This window comes from Clostridioides sp. ES-S-0108-01 (genome assembly GCF_020662285.1).
Lineage (GTDB): Bacteria > Bacillota > Clostridia > Peptostreptococcales > Peptostreptococcaceae > Clostridioides.
Window position 1 is genome coordinate 60,111 of sequence record NZ_JADGMN010000015.1, and the last position, 21,365, is coordinate 81,475.

General features: G+C 28.0%; 24 protein-coding genes. 2 read left to right on the forward strand and 22 right to left on the reverse strand.

Going from position 1 to position 21,365, the window contains the following annotated elements:
• Positions 1–751: 751 nt before the first annotated feature.
• The 8 genes from hisIE to IR152_RS13990 are packed head-to-tail and all read right to left on the reverse strand — an operon-like array spanning position 752 to position 5,747.
• Positions 752–1,420, reverse strand: coding sequence for a bifunctional phosphoribosyl-AMP cyclohydrolase/phosphoribosyl-ATP diphosphatase HisIE (hisIE, locus tag IR152_RS13955; RefSeq protein WP_227452549.1), 669 nt, complete (start codon positions 1,418–1,420; stop codon positions 752–754).
• A 28-nt stretch (positions 1,421–1,448) separates the two neighbouring features.
• Positions 1,449–2,207, reverse strand: a complete 759-nt coding sequence (gene hisF / locus IR152_RS13960; RefSeq protein ID WP_227452550.1) for an imidazole glycerol phosphate synthase subunit HisF — start codon at positions 2,205–2,207, stop codon at positions 1,449–1,451.
• Positions 2,189–2,911 (reverse strand): 1-(5-phosphoribosyl)-5-[(5-phosphoribosylamino)methylideneamino]imidazole-4-carboxamide isomerase, encoded by a 723-nt coding sequence (gene hisA / locus IR152_RS13965; RefSeq protein ID WP_227452551.1) that lies wholly within the window; start codon positions 2,909–2,911, stop codon positions 2,189–2,191. Before hisA ends, hisF begins: the two co-directional genes overlap by 19 nt.
• On the reverse strand, positions 2,908–3,513 hold the full coding sequence (gene hisH / locus IR152_RS13970) for an imidazole glycerol phosphate synthase subunit HisH (protein WP_227452552.1): 606 nt from the start codon (positions 3,511–3,513) through the stop codon (positions 2,908–2,910). Before hisH ends, hisA begins: the two co-directional genes overlap by 4 nt.
• Position 3,514: 1 nt before the next feature.
• Complete coding sequence (hisB, locus tag IR152_RS13975) at positions 3,515–4,093, reverse strand: imidazoleglycerol-phosphate dehydratase HisB (protein ID WP_227452553.1); 579 nt, start codon at positions 4,091–4,093, stop codon at positions 3,515–3,517.
• A 2-nt stretch (positions 4,094–4,095) separates the two neighbouring features.
• A complete protein-coding gene (locus IR152_RS13980; RefSeq protein WP_227452554.1) occupies positions 4,096–4,521 on the reverse strand; it encodes an aminotransferase class I/II-fold pyridoxal phosphate-dependent enzyme in 426 nt (141 codons plus the stop codon).
• Positions 4,491–4,781: a hypothetical protein gene (locus IR152_RS13985; RefSeq protein ID WP_227452555.1), complete on the reverse strand. Its 291-nt coding sequence runs from the start codon at positions 4,779–4,781 to the stop codon at positions 4,491–4,493. Before IR152_RS13985 ends, IR152_RS13980 begins: the two co-directional genes overlap by 31 nt.
• 21 nt (positions 4,782–4,802) lie before the next feature.
• Positions 4,803–5,747 carry an ATP phosphoribosyltransferase regulatory subunit gene (locus IR152_RS13990; protein ID WP_227452556.1) on the reverse strand — a complete coding sequence of 315 codons (945 nt, stop codon included), beginning with the start codon at positions 5,745–5,747 and terminating at the stop codon, positions 4,803–4,805.
• A 527-nt stretch (positions 5,748–6,274) separates the two neighbouring features.
• Here IR152_RS13990 and IR152_RS13995 point away from each other — a divergent pair.
• Positions 6,275–6,451, forward strand: coding sequence for a hypothetical protein (locus IR152_RS13995; RefSeq protein ID WP_227452557.1), 177 nt, complete (start codon positions 6,275–6,277; stop codon positions 6,449–6,451).
• Between the two features lie 164 nt (positions 6,452–6,615).
• On the opposite strand, the gene trhA is transcribed toward IR152_RS13995, so the two are convergent.
• Positions 6,616–7,269 carry a PAQR family membrane homeostasis protein TrhA gene (gene trhA / locus IR152_RS14000; RefSeq protein ID WP_227452558.1) on the reverse strand — a complete coding sequence of 218 codons (654 nt, stop codon included), beginning with the start codon at positions 7,267–7,269 and terminating at the stop codon, positions 6,616–6,618.
• Positions 7,270–7,429: 160 nt separating this feature from the next.
• On the opposite strand from trhA, the gene IR152_RS14005 reads away from it, so the two are divergent.
• Positions 7,430–7,996, forward strand: coding sequence for a DUF1836 domain-containing protein (locus tag IR152_RS14005; protein ID WP_227452559.1), 567 nt, complete (start codon positions 7,430–7,432; stop codon positions 7,994–7,996).
• Positions 7,997–8,135: 139 nt separating this feature from the next.
• On the opposite strand, the gene IR152_RS14010 is transcribed toward IR152_RS14005, so the two are convergent.
• From IR152_RS14010 to IR152_RS14070, 13 genes are all read right to left on the reverse strand, one after another.
• Positions 8,136–8,345, reverse strand: a complete 210-nt coding sequence (locus IR152_RS14010) for a hypothetical protein (RefSeq protein ID WP_227452560.1) — start codon at positions 8,343–8,345, stop codon at positions 8,136–8,138.
• Between the two features lie 75 nt (positions 8,346–8,420).
• Positions 8,421–9,074, reverse strand: a complete 654-nt coding sequence (locus tag IR152_RS14015; RefSeq protein WP_227452561.1) for an FMN-dependent NADH-azoreductase — start codon at positions 9,072–9,074, stop codon at positions 8,421–8,423.
• A gap of 573 nt (positions 9,075–9,647) precedes the next feature.
• On the reverse strand, positions 9,648–10,841 hold the full coding sequence (locus tag IR152_RS14020; protein WP_227452562.1) for a phosphopentomutase: 1,194 nt from the start codon (positions 10,839–10,841) through the stop codon (positions 9,648–9,650).
• A gap of 2 nt (positions 10,842–10,843) precedes the next feature.
• On the reverse strand, positions 10,844–12,013 hold the full coding sequence (locus IR152_RS14025; protein WP_227452563.1) for an alanine racemase: 1,170 nt from the start codon (positions 12,011–12,013) through the stop codon (positions 10,844–10,846).
• A gap of 31 nt (positions 12,014–12,044) precedes the next feature.
• Positions 12,045–13,151, reverse strand: a complete 1,107-nt coding sequence (locus IR152_RS14030; RefSeq protein WP_227452564.1) for an aminotransferase class V-fold PLP-dependent enzyme — start codon at positions 13,149–13,151, stop codon at positions 12,045–12,047.
• Between the two features lie 11 nt (positions 13,152–13,162).
• Positions 13,163–14,038 (reverse strand): phosphotriesterase, encoded by an 876-nt coding sequence (locus tag IR152_RS14035; protein WP_227452565.1) that lies wholly within the window; start codon positions 14,036–14,038, stop codon positions 13,163–13,165.
• A 32-nt stretch (positions 14,039–14,070) separates the two neighbouring features.
• The gene (locus tag IR152_RS14040) at positions 14,071–15,117 is read right to left on the reverse strand and encodes an amidase (protein ID WP_227452566.1); all 1,047 of its coding nucleotides are present in this window, start codon (positions 15,115–15,117) and stop codon (positions 14,071–14,073) included.
• A 111-nt stretch (positions 15,118–15,228) separates the two neighbouring features.
• Entirely contained in the window at positions 15,229–16,641 is a 1,413-nt protein-coding gene (locus tag IR152_RS14045; RefSeq protein WP_227452567.1) for a YhfT family protein, read from the reverse strand.
• Between the two features lie 18 nt (positions 16,642–16,659).
• Positions 16,660–17,019, reverse strand: coding sequence for a DUF2620 domain-containing protein (locus IR152_RS14050; RefSeq protein WP_227452568.1), 360 nt, complete (start codon positions 17,017–17,019; stop codon positions 16,660–16,662).
• Positions 17,020–17,051: 32 nt separating this feature from the next.
• Complete coding sequence (locus tag IR152_RS14055; RefSeq protein WP_227452569.1) at positions 17,052–17,399, reverse strand: PRD domain-containing protein; 348 nt, start codon at positions 17,397–17,399, stop codon at positions 17,052–17,054.
• A 173-nt stretch (positions 17,400–17,572) separates the two neighbouring features.
• A complete protein-coding gene (gene yhfZ, locus IR152_RS14060; RefSeq protein WP_227452570.1) occupies positions 17,573–18,496 on the reverse strand; it encodes a GntR family transcriptional regulator YhfZ in 924 nt (307 codons plus the stop codon).
• A 300-nt stretch (positions 18,497–18,796) separates the two neighbouring features.
• A complete protein-coding gene (locus IR152_RS14065) occupies positions 18,797–19,837 on the reverse strand; it encodes a Fic family protein (protein ID WP_227452571.1) in 1,041 nt (346 codons plus the stop codon).
• A 106-nt stretch (positions 19,838–19,943) separates the two neighbouring features.
• Complete coding sequence (locus IR152_RS14070; RefSeq protein WP_227452572.1) at positions 19,944–21,335, reverse strand: MATE family efflux transporter; 1,392 nt, start codon at positions 21,333–21,335, stop codon at positions 19,944–19,946.
• Positions 21,336–21,365 lie beyond the last annotated feature (30 nt).

Below are 21,365 nucleotides of genomic sequence, written 5' to 3' on the forward strand. Positions count from 1 at the left end.
AATAACCACATATTATGCCAATATTATAGAAAAACAGTTTTATTATCTATTAAAATAAACTCTACTCAACTTTTGTAATCTTTTACTTTTATTCTAGTTCAAAATATTTTAAAAAATTATAAATCCAAATGTAATAATATTTCGTAAAAGTAAATATATTTTTTATACTGTATAATATATATTGTATATTTATAACACTAAAAATACATTATAACTATTAAGTTGAAATCATTCTAAATTTTTTGCAATAAAATTTCACTATTTTTCAAAAACATTTTGACTTCTTTCTGTAATTTTCTATTCTTAATGTCTTTTACATAATAGTATGATTTTTGCTTGTTTTATAGTCTATTTTATAGTAATAAATAATTTGACAATTTATTATAACCCAATTTAAACCAGAAATCAAAACTAATATTTTATTTTTTTATTTAAAAATGAAATATTATGTTTGAAAACTCCTTTTATATGTTGAAATATAAATATATTTTTTAATAAAACCCACGATTTTCATTCATATTTTTAATATAAAAATTATTTTCATATTATTATCCTTAAATATAATTAGATAATTATATTTTTTCTAAAATAAATAATGTACTACAATTATTTTATTAATAAATTATATATATAGTTAATTTTAGCAAGTAATTTAAATATTATTCTATAAATCGAAAATATAAAATAAAAAAATATACCACTTTTTATTAAAAGCGGTATATTTTCTTATTTTCCATCAATCTACCTTATTCTATTTTCTTCTTTTAAGTAATTCTTTTTTTATTTCATCAATTTCAACATCTTTTTCTATCATTAAAACCAATGTATGATATACTAAATCGCTAATTTCATAAATGAGTTCACTTTTATCTGTATTCTTTGATGCTATAATTACCTCACTGCTCTCTTCACCTATTTTTTTAAGAATCTTATCTATACCTTTTTCAAAAAGATAATTAGTGTAAGAACCTTCAACCGGATTACTTTTTCTTTCATTAATTAAATCATATAATTCTTTCAATATATTTTTTTGTACTTCAAACTCCATTTTAGCAGTATCATCAAATAAATCTCTATAAAAACAAGAATAATTTCCTGTATGACAAGCTACACCAGTTTGTTCAACAAAAAGTAGTATAGTATCTACATCACAATCATAAGACATCTTAACCACTTTTTGAGTATTACCAGACGTCTCACCTTTAACCCAAAGTTCTTGTCTACTTCTACTAAAATAGCAAGCCACTTTATCTTTTAAGGTTCTCCTTATAGCCTCTTTATTCATATATGCTAACATCAGTACATCTTTACTCAATACCTCTTGAACAACAACAGGAACTAACCCTTTATCATCAAATTTTACACTTCTTATAAATTCTTCTACTTCATCACTGTATACATTGTTACATTTATTATCCATCTTTCTAATCTCCTTTTAGGTATTTAACTTATAATCTTACTTCTATGCCCATGCTTTTTAAATATTTCTTTAAATCATTTATTTTTATCTCACCAAAATGAAAAACAGATGCTGCTAAAATTCCATCTACATCAGACTTTTTAACTGCCTCATAAAAATCTTCCATTTTTCCAGCACCTCCAGATGCTATGACAGGTACATTTACTAAAGTAGTTATTTTTGATAATAATTCTATATCGTATCCATTTTTCATTCCATCTTCATCCATGCTATTTACAACAATTTCTCCTGCCCCAAGTTCTACGCCTTTAACAGCCCACTCAATTGCATCCAGATTAGTCTTTTCTCTTCCACCTTTGATATATACACTCCATGAACCCTCTTCATTTTTCTTTGCATCTATCGATAAAACAACACATTGTGCTCCAAATTTTAATGAAGCTTCTCTTATTAATTCAGGATTTTTAACTGCTGATGAATTTATAGAAACTTTATCAGCACCTTTTCTTAAAATATCAGTAAAATCTTCTAATTTATTCACTCCTCCACCAACACAAAATGGTATATTTATATTTCCTGCAACTTTTGTCACAAATTCTAAGGATGTCTTTCTCTCTTCATTTGATGCAGTTATATCACAGAATACAAGTTCGTCTGCACCACAATCACTGTAAAATTTTCCAAGTACTTCTGGACTGTCAACATCTACTATATCTTTGAACTTTTTTCCTTTTACGACCCTTCCATTTCTTACATCTAGACAAGGTATTATTCTTCTAGTAAGCATAATCGTTGTGCCTCCTTAAAATCTATCTTTTTATCATAAAGTGCCTTACCTATTATTGCACCATATAAGTTCATATCTTTCAGTCTTTTTACGTCCTCTATAGAAGTTACTCCTCCAGAAGCAATAACATTTAATGACGTTTCCTCTGCTATTTTTTCATATATATCAAAATTTGGACCTTGCAACATCCCATCTTTTGATATATCTGTATAAACAATAGTTTGCACACCTATCTTTTCAAGTTGTTTACATAATGTTAAGGAGTCTACATTACTTAAAACTTCCCAACCTCTAACTGCTACCTTTCCATCTTTAGCATCTATAGAAACTACAATTTTATCTTTATATTCATTGACCAATTCTTCAAGCAAATTTAAATTTTCAATCGCCATACTACCTAATATTACTCTAGTAACACCAGCATTTATTAAACTTTTGACTTTTTCCTTATCTCTAACTCCACCACCAACTTGAATAGGTATATCTATGTTGTTTGCTATATCCTCAATTATTTTGGTATTTACACCAAATTCACTTCTAGCTCCATTTAAATCTACTATATGTATGTATTCTGCTCCTTCATTTTTCCATTTATATGCTACTTCTAATGGATTATCATAATATACATTTACTTTGTCAAACTCTCCTTGAGTGAGTCTTACACACTTATTATCTTTTATATCTATTGCTGGAAATATTATCATTTTATCATCTCCCCATATGCTCTTAATATATTTAAACCTACTTCTCCACTTTTTTCAGGATGAAATTGTATACCATATACATTACCTTTTCTAACAATAGCAGGAATTTTCTTTTCATACTCTGAAAATGCAATTAGTTCGTCATTTGATGAATTTGCATAATATGAGTGAACAAAGTATACATAGTCATCTTCGTTTATATACTTAAGTATATCATCATTTGCCTTACTAAATTTTAGATTATTCCATCCCATATGTGGCACTTTTAAACTTATGCCCAGTTTATCAATACTTCCTTTTATAAGCCCTAATCCTTCATATTCTCCATACTCATAACTTTTTTCATAAAGCAACTGCATTCCTAAACATATACCTATCATAAATTTCCCCTTAGAAACATGTTCTTTTATTATCGTTATCAAGCCTAGTTTATCTAAGGCACTTATAGAATCTCTAAAAGCTCCAACTCCTGGAAGTATAAGTGAATCAGCATTCTTTATCTCATTTATATCACTAGAAATTTTAGTTTCTATTCCAGCTTTTCTAAAACCTCTAGACACAGAATCTATATTTCCAAGACCATAGTCTACTATTATATTCATTCTACAAAACCCCCTTTGAAGATACTATCTCATTAGAAACTATTTCACTACCTTCTTTTAAAGCTCTTGCAAATGCTTTAAAGATACTTTCTATCTTATGATGGTCATTTTCTCCATATAAAAGATTAATATGTAGTGTTACTCTAGATTCATTTACAAAAGCTCTGAAAAATTCTTTAAAACATTGAGTACTCATACTACCAATCATTTGAGTATCAAATTTAACGTTAAATACAAGATATGGTCTATTGCTTATATCTATTGCCACCATTGATAGAGATTCATCCATAGGTATATAGATATTAGAATATCTTCTTATTCCTTTTTTATCACCTAGAGCATTTTTAAATGCTTCACCTATAGCTATACCTATATCCTCCACACTATGGTGGTCATCTACATATGTATCACCTTTACAAATCACTTTTAAATCGAACTTGCCATGAAATGCCATTAAAGTAAGCATATGGTCTAAAAATCCTATTCCAGTATCTATTTCAGATTTACCAGAGCCATCAACATTTAGTTCCACTGAAATCTGTGTTTCAAGAGTATTTCTTTCTATCCTCCAAATTCTCATACCTACTTCTCCTTTTCCAAAATGTCTCTTATAGCATCTATAAATATATCATTTTCTTCTTTATCGCCAATTGTAACTCTATAATAATTTTCTAACTTTCCAGAAAACTTTTTTATTAAAACTCCTCTATCAATAAGTTTTTGTGATAAATTTTCGATTTCAGAATAAAATAATATAAAATTTGCTTGTGATTTATATGCCCTAATTCCTATACTAAGCATTTCTTTATATAAAACTTCTCTTTCCTCTTTTACTTCCTTTATATAATCCTTTACTATATCTTTATTTCTAAGTGCTCTTGTAGCAATAAAATCTGATAATGAATTTAAATTATATGGAGGTCTTACCTTTTCAACAGAATTTATTAAACTACTATTAGATAACATATATCCTGTTCTTATTCCAGCCAATCCAAATGCCTTTGACAAAGTTCTAAGTCATATACATCTGTCTCATTCTCTAAAATAGTATCTTTACCTGCTATGCCAAGGTCAGCGACTCCTTTTTCAACGTATGTAACTACATCTGATGGTTTGACATGTATATATATGATTTTATTTTCTTCATCTTTAAAGATTAGTTTTCTTGTATCTATGTATATACTATCTCCCAAGCCCATTTTTTTTAATTTTTTAAATGATTCTCCTTCAATTCTTCCTTTTGCCAGTGCTATAGTCAAATAATCCAAAATAATCGCTCCTTTTCAGTCTTATTTATATACATACTTCATTAGTTCATCAACACTTAATGTAAATCCAATAGCCGGAATTTCTTTTCCATATTCTTTAGTTAAAGAATCATATCTTCCACCACTAAGAATTTCTTTATATGAATTTGGGTAGTATCCTCTAAACATAATACCTTCATAATAGTCAAGCATTGTAACCATTGACAAATCGAATCTAGCCTTATCCAAAAAATTACATTCCTCAATTAAATTATTCACTTGCTTTAATTCTTCAAGAGCTTGCTTCATCTTATTATTACAATAGAATTTTTTTGATTTTTCAATAACGTTGTATAAATTTCCTTGTAAACTTAAAATATTTGAGAATAATTCTTTTACTTCACTCTTAATTTTTAGCTCTTCAATATATACTTTTAATTCATGAGTGTTCTTCGTATATAGTAAATTTCTAATTTGATTTTCACAATTCTTATTTAAATTTAATTCCTCTAACAAACCATGAATATACTTACTACTTCCAACCTCTAAGATAAAATTATTATTGTATTTTTCAAGTATCTTAAGAGCTAATTTTACTACTTCTCTATCTGCTTCTACAGAAGATTCTCCTAGATACTCGCAACCTATTTGTCTTATTTCTTTTATTCCAACGGTATTTTTATTTTTATATATTGACGAATTATAAAAAAGCTTAAGCTTTAAACCATCTTCCCATCTTGGTACAAGACTTTTTATTATACTTGTAGTTATGTCAGCTCTAAGTACCATTACTTTTCCATTTACAACCTTTACCATAGATTCTTCTGGAATTTTATTGTTTATAGTTGTAAATTCATCGTATTCTTCAAACAATTGTGGCTCTATTTGAAAATATTCTTCATCTAAAAAAAGTTTATCTATTTCTCTTTTTAATTTATATCTTTTTTTAGAATAAATAACTTCATCTTCAATCCTCAAAAACTTCATATTCTCACCCTCTTCATTAAAATTACTCTTACATTTTCAAATTTAAAACAATAAAAAACCATATAGGCTTTATACCTATATGGCTATAATTTTCTCTTAAAATTACTTCCCATCATAGATACAAGACCAATTACACTAAAAACAGGGCTTGTGTCTATGAATTAATTTCATATTACAATCCCTTTAATCTATGATGATGATGATGATTTAATTTTGTATTTAATTTTGCTATATTTAATCTCACCATGATAATTTCCTTCCAAATAATTTTTATTAATATTCTAAATTTACAGTATTTTTATTACTATTAATAACAATATACTTTTCAAAAATTGGCAATAGTTATTTAGAAAATTGAATAAAATATTTTATATGTAACTTTTGTTTATACAGTTAAAAATTTAATCCTCACTTAAATTGGAAATTTTATGTATAAAAAATGAAATTTCGGGAAAAATTGTAATAATTTAAAAAAACTTATTAAAATATAGTATAATAAGTATATCTTAATGTAAAGGGATGATTTTATGTATAAATATGATGACTATGTGAATTTAACAAATGATTTAGATTTACCTGTAGAAATTAGAAATAAATGTGTCAGAATTGTTAGTGTTTCAGAGAATTTAGAGGATATAATTATAGTACATAAATTCAAACTATATGTCGTAAATGAAAAGTACATTAAAGGAGTCATGGAATAGACATTTTGAATGGACTATTTTTATCAAAAATTTATTATAAATAGAATTTAATATTTATAATAATAATAAGGAAACTGTCTTATTGTAGAAGATATAATCTATATAAGACAGTTTCATTTTATTCATTGTAGAATTTTAGTATCAATTAATCAAATCTTTTAAAACTATAAAACATACAATAAAACTGCTAAAAAGTGAAATAAAGAGCCTATCATAATAAAAATGTGAAATATTTCATGAAATCCAAATTCAGGACTTATATTAGGTTTCTTAATTATATAAATAATCGCACCTATAGAATAAGATGTACCTTCCATAATTAATAATCTAAGACAATCCTTAGGAATTGAATTGAACGCATTTACATCAAAAACAATTGCCCAACCCATAAGTAAATATATACTCGTAGACAACCATCTAGGTGCATCCATCCAAAAGATTTTTATTATTATGCCAATAAAAGCAACTATCCATATTGCTGCAACAAATATTATGCCCTCTTTTTTTCCCATAAAATTCAGACATATTGGTGTGTAAGAGCCAGCAATCAATACATAAATCATTGCATGGTCTACTTTTCTAAAAAATAACTCTTGTTCTGGCGTTCCCTTTAAAAAATGATAATACGAACTTGCACTATATAAAGCAATTAGCGACAGTCCAAATATCGATACAGATACTATCATCAAAAGAGAAGTTTCCTGTAATGATACAGCTTGAAAAACTAAAATTATAGTTGCTAAAAGAGATAAACAAGCACCTATAAAATGAGTTAAACTGCTTATTGGGTCTCTACCCTTTAAAAAAAATTGATACATTTCGTCCTCCTACAATTATGTATTTTAAAAATCACATTCATTAATATAGTTTTCATTACTATATTATATATTTAATTATACCACTTTATGTTTTTTTTACAAGTCTTAATATTGTTTTGCTTTCTAATTTAGTGTATTATATATATTATGGAGGTAACATATGATGAATAATGAACTTAATACTATAATACTAGAAACACTAAATAATGCAGATATAACCTCAAATGATATTCCCTCTATTGACTTATATATGGATCAAATTATTTCTCTAATTGACAATAAGCTTTCTGCCAATAAAAGATTTGAGAGTGACAAAATTCTTACAAAAACCATGATAAATAATTACAGTAAAGAGGGATTAATTAAACCAATTAAGGGAAAAAAGTATACTAAAGAACAAATTTTACAAATGATAATTATTTATTCGCTGAAAAATACACTTACAATACAAGAAATTAAAAGAATCTTACATGGTGTGTATGAAAAAGACGATTTCAATGAAAAAGACTTAGTTGCATGTTACGAAAAATTCATATTGATAAAAAAAAATCAAAGAAAGAATATACCAAACTTTATAGAGTCTAATTTTGAAAATATCAATATAAACCCAGAAAATAAAGATGATTTGCTGATAGCCTTACTAAGTCTAACTTCAATGGCTGACCAATTAAAAAATATTTCAGAAAAATTAGTAGATATATACTTTCCTGAGACAGCCAAAAAATAATTTTAATAAAGTAAGACTGAAAATAAATATTAAAATACAATATTACTTAAATCAACTTTTATTGTATAAAATATAATTTTCAGTCTAAATATTAATACTTTCTATTTTCAATTCTTCCAATAATCTCCATTTTAAAGTTCTACAAATTTACTTTTATTCTATTTAAGTTTTGACAATGTGAACAATTTAAATTAATTTGGATTTGTTTATACCCTATGAAAACGGCTTGTTTTAATGTACCAGTGCCATCATCTATCATAACTACATTGTCTTTTATTTCTACACAGAAATTATTTTCTTGATTACACCAATAACAATCATACTTTTCATTACTTTTTTCTTCTCGCATGATTCTCGCCTCCTTCAATATAAGTTTCTACATTAAAAGAGGTTTTTCCTTTATATTTTTGATAAAATATTATAACTAGAACTTCATATCATCTATTATACCATCTATTTTTTCAGACGCTTTTTCTATTGCACTTTGTCTTTCCTCTTCACTAGTTCCAGTTCCATCTACCAATAATTCATCAAATTTTTTAATTCCTATAAACTTCATGATACTTTCCACATAATTTAACCCTTTATTCATAACTGGTTTTAACACCCATGGTATGTGTCCACCTGAAGATTGTATATACACCATACTTCTATCAATATCATTTAAAATTCCTTGTGGTTTATCATTACCTTCAAAGGATATAGTTTTTCCATCTTGAATTATACAGTCTATATATTCTTTAAGTGGTGCTGGAAAAGATAAACTCCACATAGGTGCTGCTATTACATATACACTTGCACTCACAAATTGGTCACAAAGATTTCTAATCTTTGTAAGCTCTTTTCTATCCTTATCATCTAGATTCTTAGCATTTTCTTCACTAACTATGCTATTTCTCTTTTCAAAGTACTGATATTCAAGTCTTGGTATATGTTCTTTATAAAGGTCTATCTCTTCAACTTCAAAATCCTTGTTTTTTTCCATAAATTTATTTATAAATTTTCTTGCTACAGTTTTACTTGAAGACAAGTCCTCAGGCTTTGAATTTACATTTATATATAATAATTTTTTCTTCATAAGCTCACTCCTAAGATTATTTTATATTATTATTTCACAAATATACCCATTCTATTCTTTTGTTGAATTATAAAATAATTATTATTGTAAAATGTAGACTTATATATTTTGATATACATAATTTCTATTTTTTTATTATTTATACTCTCACCTAAATAAGTAACACTTACATTTTCTATACTTAAAATTAATAAACTTAATAATCCTATGATAATAATCTCTTATTCCACATACTTAATATAATCATCAGTACTACAAAAACTAAGATTAAAATACATAAAAATGAACTTATTTTTTCTGTCTATGAAAATTTAATTCAATATGATTTAGACACTTAAATTTTGAGTTAATTCGATTGCTTACTAACCACTGTATCTAAGTATCCATCCTTAAGATTTAATACAAAATTAGATATTTTAGAAAATAGTTTAACATCTGTAGCACTATAGTATATATTTTATTTTTTGTAAGCATATTAACTAAAATATAGTATATTTATTTTATAAAAAAGTGTGAAGCCTCGTAATTTGTTAATTACTAAACCTCACACTTTTATTATATTTTATATTTAAACTATATACTAAATGCTCGTCCATTATCAATACCACTAAATCCAAAGTAATCTAACACTGTTGCTCCTATATCCGATAATGTACTAAGCTCTCCTATATAACCCGGCACCATATTATTTTTATATATTAAAACTGGCACTTGCTCTCTAGTGTGCTGACTATGTCCTATCAGAGGATCATTACCATGATCAGCCATTACAATCAGTATATCTTCATCATTCATAAGTTCAATGACTTTGTTAATATTTTTATCTGATATCTTAAGAACCTCTATATACTTATCTACATCTTGTTGATGACCTGCTAAATCAGTTTCTTGAACATTTAGGCAAAAAAATCCTTCTGTATTGCCTCTAAGTTTTTCTATTAATTTCCCAAATACTTGCTCTGTATCAACACCAGGCAAACTTACTCCATAATCATTTTGTACTATGTCCGCGACTTTTCCAAATAGATATACGCCTATATTATTTTTTCCTAGTACTGTTGGCACTTGTGTATTAGAATCTACTCCATACCCTAAATGAACAACACTATATCCTCTGTTATATACGCCACTCTTAGGAGCATCAATTCCTGCATAGATTTTACTTTTTTCTACATATGCATCTAGTATATTCTGTAATGTTATACCTTCTCCTCCAAAAGTGATTACCCTTGAAGTATATACATTATCTCTAACTATTTTTCCAATTTTCTTAACATCTTCAAAACTAATTAAATCAAGCGCAGATGTAACATTATATACTTGTCCAAAATCTGTTTCCAAGTTATCTCCTATAGTTACACACTCATTTACAACTAATATTTTTACACCTTTACCATATTCTCTAACTGAATAACCATGTTTTTTTAATTCCGTTTTGACCTTATCTCTAACAAATGAAAAAGCCTCTTTTAATGGTTTTTTTGGTTTTGATCCCATTATTTCTTGATGACCATAGAACGTATCTGCCCCAAAATGCATTAAATTAGCCTTTCCGAATTTTGCAGTCTTTGAAAATTTCATATTACCAACTTCTATATTAGCAGAATTACATATACCTAACTTCTCAAGTGTAGGTAAATTTACGCTTCTATATCCTATTATATGCTTAAATGTGTTAGACCCTACATCCTTTACTCTAACTTCCTTTGTATCTTTCATCTCTCCAATTCCAAATCCATCTAAAACTATAACAATAAACCTTCCCATATTTAATATAGCTCCTTTTTTCTACCTAAGCTATCATAGATTGCTTCTAATCTAGGCGTATTCTTGCCAATACCACTGACTATCGCTACATCACTTCTTGTAACGAAGATTTGTGTTCTAAAATTCATTATTACAGTAGCCCCAACTTGATGATTTCCTTTTACTTCAAAGTAATAATCTATGTTTTCTGGATTATTATATAACGTTTCTACAATATGTTCATTGTACACATCATCCACTATTAACGCATTTTTCATATGTGACCTTCTATAGTGTCCTCCTCCATAGACATATGCTGTATTTTTAAGATTATGAGATATTTCTGATACATATAACATACATAGCTTTTCTTCTAGATTTTTTACTGAATGTAGTGGTGTACTTCCTGTAAGAGCATGACCTGGCTCACCATGAGTACCTCCATGCTTATCTATTAAGCTCATATTATATACAGATGTTAATGATGGCATATTCATTTGGTTTATCTTAATATTAAATTGTGTTTCTATTATCTGTTTTGCCTTTTTAATAGTAGAAATATTATTCGTTTCTATTATACTTTGCTTCTTGCTATCAAATAAAAAACATGGAAATGCAGTAAGACCTTCGATTTCTATATACTCAAGCTTTAATAATTCCACCATAATTTCTTTAATATTATCTATTTTGAATCCACCATACTGTAACGGATATATTGTATCCTCTTCTTCAACAAATCTAATAAGTATTTTTTGTGTTGTGTTCAACTCTTTGCATACATTATTTATTTGTATTGCTTTTTCTAAAGAAAATATAGTTATTACTTCTGGTCTTACATCTTTAATTAATTTCTTTAATATGTATTTTGGAGTTTGTACTAGATGACCTACATGAGAAACTTTTACTCCATTCCTATGCATTATTAATGCTTCTTTTATATCTACTGCTACTACACCTTCATATCCTATCTCTTGCAATTTAGCTGCTATGTATGGGTTTCTTCCTATTTGCTTAGTCATTTGATATAGTTTAATTCCATATTTGCTGGCTTTTTCATATATTTTACTAGCATTTTGTATTAACATATCCATATCTATAACATAAGTATCTGGAAGTATTTTTCCCTCTTTATGTAGCTTTATAGAATAGTCTACAAGATTTTTATTATCCTTTAGTGTCTGTTTTAAGAACATTTTCTTCCCTCTCTCTGTTAAATTCATATGGTTATTTATTTATTTTTACGTTATTTATTGATTCTTCAAGTATTCTAAGTACTGTATCCTCTCCACTTCTAAGAGGATTTATTCTTATCATTTTCTTAGATAATAAGGGATTGTAGCTTCTAAAAGTTCCCGATAATCTATAAAACATGGGTACAAATTCATACTTAGATTCTGCACCTACTGGATTTGGTGCTGCACCTAACTTTTCTGCCTCCTCTAAAACTTTATCTGCAATTTCTTCTTCTAATTCCACCAATACAACCTTTGATTGTGCATTTGCGATAAATGCATTACTTACACCTTCAACTTCCTTATTTAGCAGTCTCTTGACTATATTTTCACTTACTTCAGCTTGAATTGCTAACATAACTGGAGCATATACTAGTCCTTTCAAAGAATCTATTGCTTCATGCCCTTGTACTTGAAGCCCCCCTGAGTAATTTGTCTCTATTAGTTTATTAATATATTTTTCTTTACCTACTATACACCCTATGCCTTCTGAACCTAATATTTTAAATAATGAAAAACAAGATAAGTCAGCTCCTCCTTCTACTCCAATATAGGGGACTTTCATAACTGCATAATTATCATCTGTTATTACAGCTATATTTTCATCTACTTCTTTTATAGTTTTTATCACATCTCTAACCTCATATGAATCTTGAGGTTGTTGTCTTGTATATTGAACTATTGCACCTTTTATATCTTCATTTCCTTTTAAAACACGTTTTATATCTTCTAAATCATTAAAATCTGCCTCTACTGTGTCTATACCTAACATGTCTATGGATACACTTGTTGTTGGATATACTGGTGCTTTGTGTATAAGTACTTTATTTCCTCTTTTTATAGATGAATAGAGCGCTATTCTTATAGACATCGTACCTGCACCTCTCACTAACATAGCTTTTTCTGAATTAAAAAACTTTGCTAGTACCTTTTCCACCTTGAGAGTCATTTTTGGTTTATTCAAACCCTTTACAACACCTAAATCACCTCTAGTTAATATTTCATCTCCCTTAAACTCCTTTGTTATTTCATCTATAAGTCTAAATTGTAATTGTGTAGCTTCCTTTAATGATATACTTTTTAACGGATAAGTTTTCATGCTGTATCTCCTTATTTAAATAATTGTTTTGGATTTTCTACTAATATCTTAGTTAGAACATTTTCTTTAACTCCACGTTCTCTTAACATAGGTATAAACGTTTCAAATAAATAATTGTATCCTATTCCACCCTTATACTTAAGGTGAGATTTTCTAGTTATATCCACTGACAATAATACTCTTTCTTCTAAATTTCGAGCTATTATTTCATACAATAAATCTACTCTTTTATTTTCGTCTAGATAATTAACTTTTCCTATAGTATCAAATTGAACATATATACCTTGGTCTATAAGTCTTAATATATAGTCTAAATCACCACTTAAATCTACATGCCCTATTACTACTTTAGACAAATCAACTCCATAATACTTAAATAGTTGAACCTGTTCCATACCATAGGTTCCTAGTGTTGTATGGGTAGTTATAGGTACACCAGTTTCCATATGGGCTATTGCAGATGCTTCAAAAACTTTTTTCTCTAAATCTGTCATACAATTTTTACTCGTACCTATTTCACCTATGATACTTGCTTTAATATCAGTATCATCTATTCCTAAATCAATTTCTTTTATCATTATATCTGCTAACTCTCTGTTTGTTTTCGAGTTAACCTCTTTCGGTAAAAATGGTTCTTTATAAAATCCTGTGGATAGTAAAAAATTAATGTTAGTTTCTTCTTGTATTTTTTTTATATAATTTAAATTTCTGCCTATACCTATATTTGTTACTTCTATTATATTCCTAACCCCACTTGCATATATTTCTCTCATTTCTTTTATAGTTTCTTCTTGACAATCTAGTTTACAATCTTCATTTTCTTTAATTCCAGATAAATCTATATACATATGCTCATGACATAATGTAATTCCGTCTACTAGTTTCATAACTTATACTCCCTAAATAATCATAAACTCAGCTATTCTAAATCAAACACTATACTATTTTTTCTTAGCTCATAGTTATCTTTAAAATACCCTTCAAACACCTTGTTTTTACTTATGTTTTGATCAATATATCGCCCTAAATCTAGCATATTTTTTGTCATATTATTATCAAAACTATATAAAACAAACGCAGAACCTAACTCCTTATCAGGAATTGATAGACAATTTGCATTTACCATATTTAATACTCTTATTACCCCCTTGTTTGCTTTTTGTTGGAGTATTCTTCCACTATCTGAAAACATACCAACAACAGAATCTCCAATTCCATATGTATCAATATTTTTCTCATAGGATATATATATTGTATTTTTCTTATTAAGCTTATTTAAATTATCAATTAATGTTTCTCTATCACTATATAAATCAATTATTTTTGTAGTAATCTCTACTCTATCAACATTAAACCTTATGTAACTTTCATCCAACCTACTTTTAATAATGCAAATTTCATACTTATTGCTGATTTCCTCTTTTCTAAACACATTAACTGCCTTCTCAAGAACATCCATATTTTGTGCTATAAATCCTATTCCTGCTTCAAAACTTATACCATCAGTAGAATTTTTTCTAAGATTTACTTTCAGTCCCATGCCTTTTGCTAAAAATGAGTATAATTGAACTGATATAGCTGGAGCTAGCACAGATCCCCCTCCATCAGTCCCTACTCCAATATCATTCATACCTAAAAGTACGTTTATTGCTGTAGCACTTGATGACCCTGTCATAAATCTACCAGTCAATGGATTTATAAGTTTTGTATCTACAGCCCTTCCTCCTACTGATTTTTCATCGATTGTATGAAATATAAATCCCTCTTTTTTTAACTTTATTAATATTTCTCTCCCTATACCTTTAGTATCTTTTACACCCATATAATATGGTTTTTTTCCTTGTTCAATCATTTCCACATAATCTAGTATTGCATCTTCATTTACACTTACTACACTTTTACCTACATTATGTATTGCCTTAATTGTTGATTTTCCATATTTCACTACTCTTAACAAGTTAATCATTATATAAACCTCAACTTACAATTTTTTATACATTAAACTTTTAAATATGGGCTGAATAAAACCTTGAGTATAAATCATACCTAAATCTTATCCCAGCCCATCTTATATTAATTATGCTATTGGTGTATATAGACCTATTACAAATAATATATTTAACAATATACCTAATACTATTACAGCTACTGGTCCTACAGCTATCTCAACCAAAGATTTTTTAGCTGTCTTATTTAAAGCATATGCACCAGCTACAAATAAGAATCCTGTTCCCGGAGCTAAGGTATTACCTGCCATCATTGAACCTGCCATGATAGCAATTTCTAAAACTTTATTCATTGCTGTTCTTACATGGTCACCAGATTTTTTTATTCCTGGGAATTTATCAAGCCCTGCAGCAGCTTTTTCTAGTAATAATACCTCCAAAAACATTACTACTGACGCTACTAGAAATGCTACTATTGGATTTCCTATTAAAATTATTCCTACTACAAATACTAGTGTTGTTCCTACTGGTCCATATACGCCTGTAGTTATTGCTGTTGTATATACAAGAGGTATAAAACCTATAGCTCTAGCAAATGCTGCAATAGATGCTTCTGTACTTTTTCCAGCACTCAATAGTTCTAATGATATTGGATCTCCTGCAAAGAAACTTAGAGAAGTTGCTGCTGCTACAAGTCCACCCATCACTGCTATTACAAATATGTTCTTCTTTATATTTTTTAATCTTTCTGCAAATATACCGACTAAAGCCTGATTGGAATTACTTCCATCACTTTTTTCATACATAGCAAATACCAACATCATAAGTACACCTACCAATAAAGCCATTCCATCTGCACTTAACTTAACTGTAACATCTCCTACTGGTATAACACCATATTTTACAGTTATCTGATTTACAAGAGCTATTACTATAAATGTAATTGCTCCCTTACCAAACCCATGTTGATATCCAACAACAATTGCTGGAAATATTGAAAATGCTGCAACTACAGGTGAACCTACACTTCCTAATGCATCTAGGAAATTTACTGGTAGCATTGCAAATAAATTTACCACTATTTCAAGTCCATAAACTATGCCTACTCCATATAAAGAGCCTATAACTCCAGACAATATAGTTCCTTTTTTGGAATCTGGACACCATGTTCCTATAATATCTGACCCCAATAATATACTATGTGCCAATATTATTGGTGAGCCTATAGAAAACGGTATCCCAAATCCTATAACTAATCCAAATCCTAATGCAAAACTAGTAGCTGCTAATTCTGCACGTGTCATTCTACCTTCTATGTACTCAGGCATAATAGGTCTTAATGCATCATTAAAAGTTGCTATCCCTTTATTTACTAATATACATGACAGACCTCCTAATGAAGCTGCAACTATATACTTAAATATATTAGCCATATCAACTGTTAAGTAATATATTACTGAAAATATAATTCCTATACATACTAGTAACACAGCCTTTTTAAAAATATCATTTAAATTCTTAGTTTCCACTGTTCGTGTATCCATACAAAACACCTCCCTTTATTATCCTAAGATTTTCTCTAATATAATCTCAATTACTTGTTCTGCATGCTGTGGTGTAAATCCATAAGCTTTCTTTCCTGCCTCTATACCTTTTATGATTTCTTCTTTTGATAACATGCTTCCTGGCATTGAAGCTGTTAAACACATTGGCATACCTAATAAAGCTATAGCCATCGCTAATGCTCCACCCCCACCTGTATTACAGGCTCCAAAATAATAGTCTGCTTGTCCATTTTTCATTGCCATAGCAGCCTCCAAATCACTTTTAACTTCTATTGATACCTTATCCTTAGCTATCTCCTCTATCTTTTTAGCTATCCTATCTTTATCCATTTGTCCACCTACTACTATTTTTAACATACAATATATCCTCCCCAATATATAAATAATTTTTATTTATTACCTACTAATGTACTCAGATGTAACATCATAAATCTTACCTCATTTTCATTAAATTTAATTGGCAATTTTAAATTCATATCATCCCATAGATTCTTTGCTTGTTCATAGTTTTCATTATTTTTAATATCCTCAAACAAAAATGAATCCATTTCGTCAACAATCTTACCTTGTTGTTGTCTAGATATTGCCATTGCAAAGTGAGTAATCATCCTAGCCATATTGTCTGATTCTTTATCAAATCCTTTTGATTCCAATTGATTTATCACATAGATTAAATAGTCTTTAGTACTTTCGTCTATCATTCCTGCATGATATAACATCATAATTCTTGTTTCCATAATCCACCTCTCACTTTTTTGATTAATGTACAATTTTCTGTACTTTAAATTTAAAAAAATATTCAATATACAGTTTTTTGTACTTTAAGTTTAAAATTTAACTTATACTGTATAGTATAATTTCTTTTTTTTTATTTGTCAAATATTTTCTAACATTTTTTGCTAATTTTCAATTAGTATCTTGGTGATAACCTGCCATCTATAACATCTTGTTGTACCTCTCTCACTTTTTTAGCATCTACAAATTTCTCAATGAATCCCTTTATTCCTAGATTATTTTTATTAATTACAATAACTGCTGTATTTGATTCTTTACTAGTATTACTTTTTAAATCTCTATGCTTTAAATGTATTTCTTTCTCTTTTATTTCATCTATAGACCATACTGCCGCATCTATTTCTTTATTTAATATTTTTGTTACAATTTGATTATATGACATATCTACAAATTCTACATCTATTCCTTCAAACTCTTTTAAGGTTAGTGAATATTGGTCTATAGACCTTCTATCTACACCTACTCTCATGCCTTTCTTTATCTCGATATCATCTTGCCCTGAAAACACTAATACATGTTTATTTACATAGCTATTTTCACCTAAATCTAAAACTATTTCCATATCTTCATCAGTACTTAATATGCTTGTAGCTGCTAATTTAGATGTTATTGCAAAGTCATATCTTCCTGATTTTAAACTATTTATTCTTGTTTCTGCACCTCTCATATATGCCATAGCTATAGAAAATTCTTCCTTTTCTAGTGTTATATTCAATCCTGTGGCTAGCCCTTCATATAATTTTGAATATGGTAAAGGCATTACACCTACTATAGTGTTGTATTTTGTAAAGCTCCATAGAATTTTATAATCTACTTGTGATAAAAATGTACCTAAATGTCCCTTTCTTTCTAAAGAAATTGCACCTACCTGTTCAAAATGCTTAATTACAGATTGTATAGTTCCTCTACCAACTTTAAATTTGTTGCTATATTCATTTATAGTCTTTATTTTATCACCTACTGATAATAATATTAATTCTCTTGCTATATTTATTGTTATAAACCCATTTTTATTTAGAAAATTTTTATCTAATTGCATTTTATACTCCTTACTTTAAATATTAACTACATTCATATTGTCTGTTATTTATGTCAACATTATACCATATAATTCCATATTCCATACAAAAATAATCAATAAATAAAATTGATATTACTTAAACTGTCAAATTATTGCCCATGCTACTAATATTAAAAATGTGATTGTATCAAAATAGAGATAAGACTCTTTTTCATTATTGAAATGATAAAAATATACTTGATTTCATACAAAAAAGAGTGCCTCATGAACTAAAAAGTTCATTTTGAGACACCCACATTACAGTTATTTAAATATTTTTTAATATTTTTTCTTCCATTTTGCACTTCTACCTCTTGCAACAACTTCTATCTTATCTTGTTTTCTTAGATTATTAAAAACTCTATTTATAGTAGGCTCTGGAATATCAGGACATAAATCTCTTATATCTTCTTTTGTAAAATATCCAAGAGTAGAATTTATTATTTTTTCTATTCTACTAGTTTTTGTCTGCCTTTTCTTATCAGATATATTTAAACTATCATCCAACTTCTCATATGCAGTCAATATTGTCTCTAAAAAATACTCAATCCACGCATTCATATCTGCTTTTTCATTGCCTATAGAAGCTTTCAAATAATTTAGATTACTATAATATTCATATGAACTATCATCAAATATTTTTCCTAAACTAATATATCTTCCAACTTCATATCCATTTTTATTTAGTAACAATAGAATAAGTACTCTCGCCATTTTTATATTACCTTCTTTGAATGGATGTATCAATATGAAATCTAACACAAATGCTGAAATTAATATTAATATATCAATTTCATCTTCCTCTACCAATATATTATAAGCTTCACATATTTCTTCTACAGCTTTTTCGACTTTATTGACACTTGAATCAATACTTATAAATTCACTAGATTTTAAATTATGTTCAATAAAATCATTATCTGACTTATAACTTCCTCCTCTAGTAGATGAAAATTTATATAAGTATCCATGAAGCTCAAGAATTGTTTGTGAACTTATTGGAATACTTTCATAAGCACTGTTAATAGTTTTTACTACATCTCTGTATTCAACAATACTTAATTCCTCTCTACTTCTAGGTGTAACTTCATTACTTATTAACTTTTCTAAATTAAAATTACTACTATCTCTTTGATTTCCAATGTATGTAGACTCTGAACAATCTACTAAAGACTTTTTTTCTAGGCTTTCCAAAATTTCTTTTGGTTGTTTTTTGTAAAGCAGTTGTCTACCCTTATATTCATTTATCTTAGACAACATTCTAGCTACATTCATGTTTACATACATATTTTTTAATTTGCTTTTCTTTGTAAATTCCATAAAATCACTCCATAATCAGAATTTCTCTTATCCTTAACAGCGGTTTTATTTTATCATATAATCGTATTTTTTGCAATTTCTTGCTCAATTATCTGAATTTAATTTTTTATTCAGTAGTTATCTCATTTAATCTTTCATTTTCATTTAACTTTTCACTTTTAGGAGTATATCTTTTTAACTCTCTAAATACAACTATACCTGTAATTACTGTGGCTATAAAGTCAGATACTGGTTGAGCTGTCCATACACCCTGTAAACCTAAGAATGTAGGAAGAATTAGTACTGCTGGTATCAATAAAATTACTTGTCTTAAAAGGCTCAATAACATAGCCATTTTAGCTTTTCCTATAGATTGTATAAAGTTTGTTCCTGTAACTGATAAGCCTACAATTGGCAACATAAGTAGGTATATTCTTAATCCATTAACAGATATATTCATAAGTTCAGGGTCTTTATTGAATATACCTATAATAGCTTCTGGGAAAAGCATAATTACTACCATACCCATACATAAAATTATGGTAGCTACTACCAGTGAACCTAAGTATGCTTTTTTAACTCTATCATATTTTTCAGCTCCATAATTGAAACCTATAATAGGTTGCGCCCCTTGATTTATTCCAAAGATAGGCATTAAAAATACCATTGCGATAGAAGAAATAGTAGCCATAGCCCCTATAGCTAAATCTCCACCATGAGTTTTAAGTGCAATATTCGATATTACTTGAACTAAACTTGCTGCAAGTTGCATCGCAAATGGCGACATACCTATTGCAAACACTGCTTTTACTAGCTTTTTATCTAATTTTAGATTAGATTTACTGAATCGTAAGTTTGATTTTCCACTTATATAATATCCTATAGTTAAAATAGCTGTAAGAGCTTGAGAAGTTATTGTAGCAATTGCAGCTCCTTGTATTCCCAAATTTAATCCAAATATTAATATCCAGTCTAAAACTATATTAGTTAAACATCCTACTATCATTATTCCTGCTGAAATTTTAGGACTACCATCAGCTCTTATTGAGTGGTTTAAAGAAAAGGAAAGAAGATTTACTACTGTACCTAATAATATAATGTTTATATATGATTTTGCATATATTAAAGTATTTTCACTTGCTCCAAACAATGTAAGTATTTTATTTGCAAATAATATTCCAAATATCATTATGATAATTCCTGTTACTACAGATAAAGTCATTGCATTTCCTATAAGTTTTCTTGCATCTTCTACTTTACCTTGCCCAAGCTTTATCGATATGGTAGTAGTAGTTCCTATACCTATCAACATTCCAAATGCAAGTATTATTGTCATTATTGGCATTGTTACACCAAGACCTGTTATTGCAAGTGGCCCAACTCCTGGTATATTTCCAATAAAGATTCTATCTACTACATTATATAAACTATTTACCAACATACCTATTATAGCTGGTATAGAATATTTCAGTAGTAATTTACTAATTCGTTCTGTTCCTAATAATTGTTGATTTTCCATCAAGTCTCCTCCTTCTTCTAATATTCAATT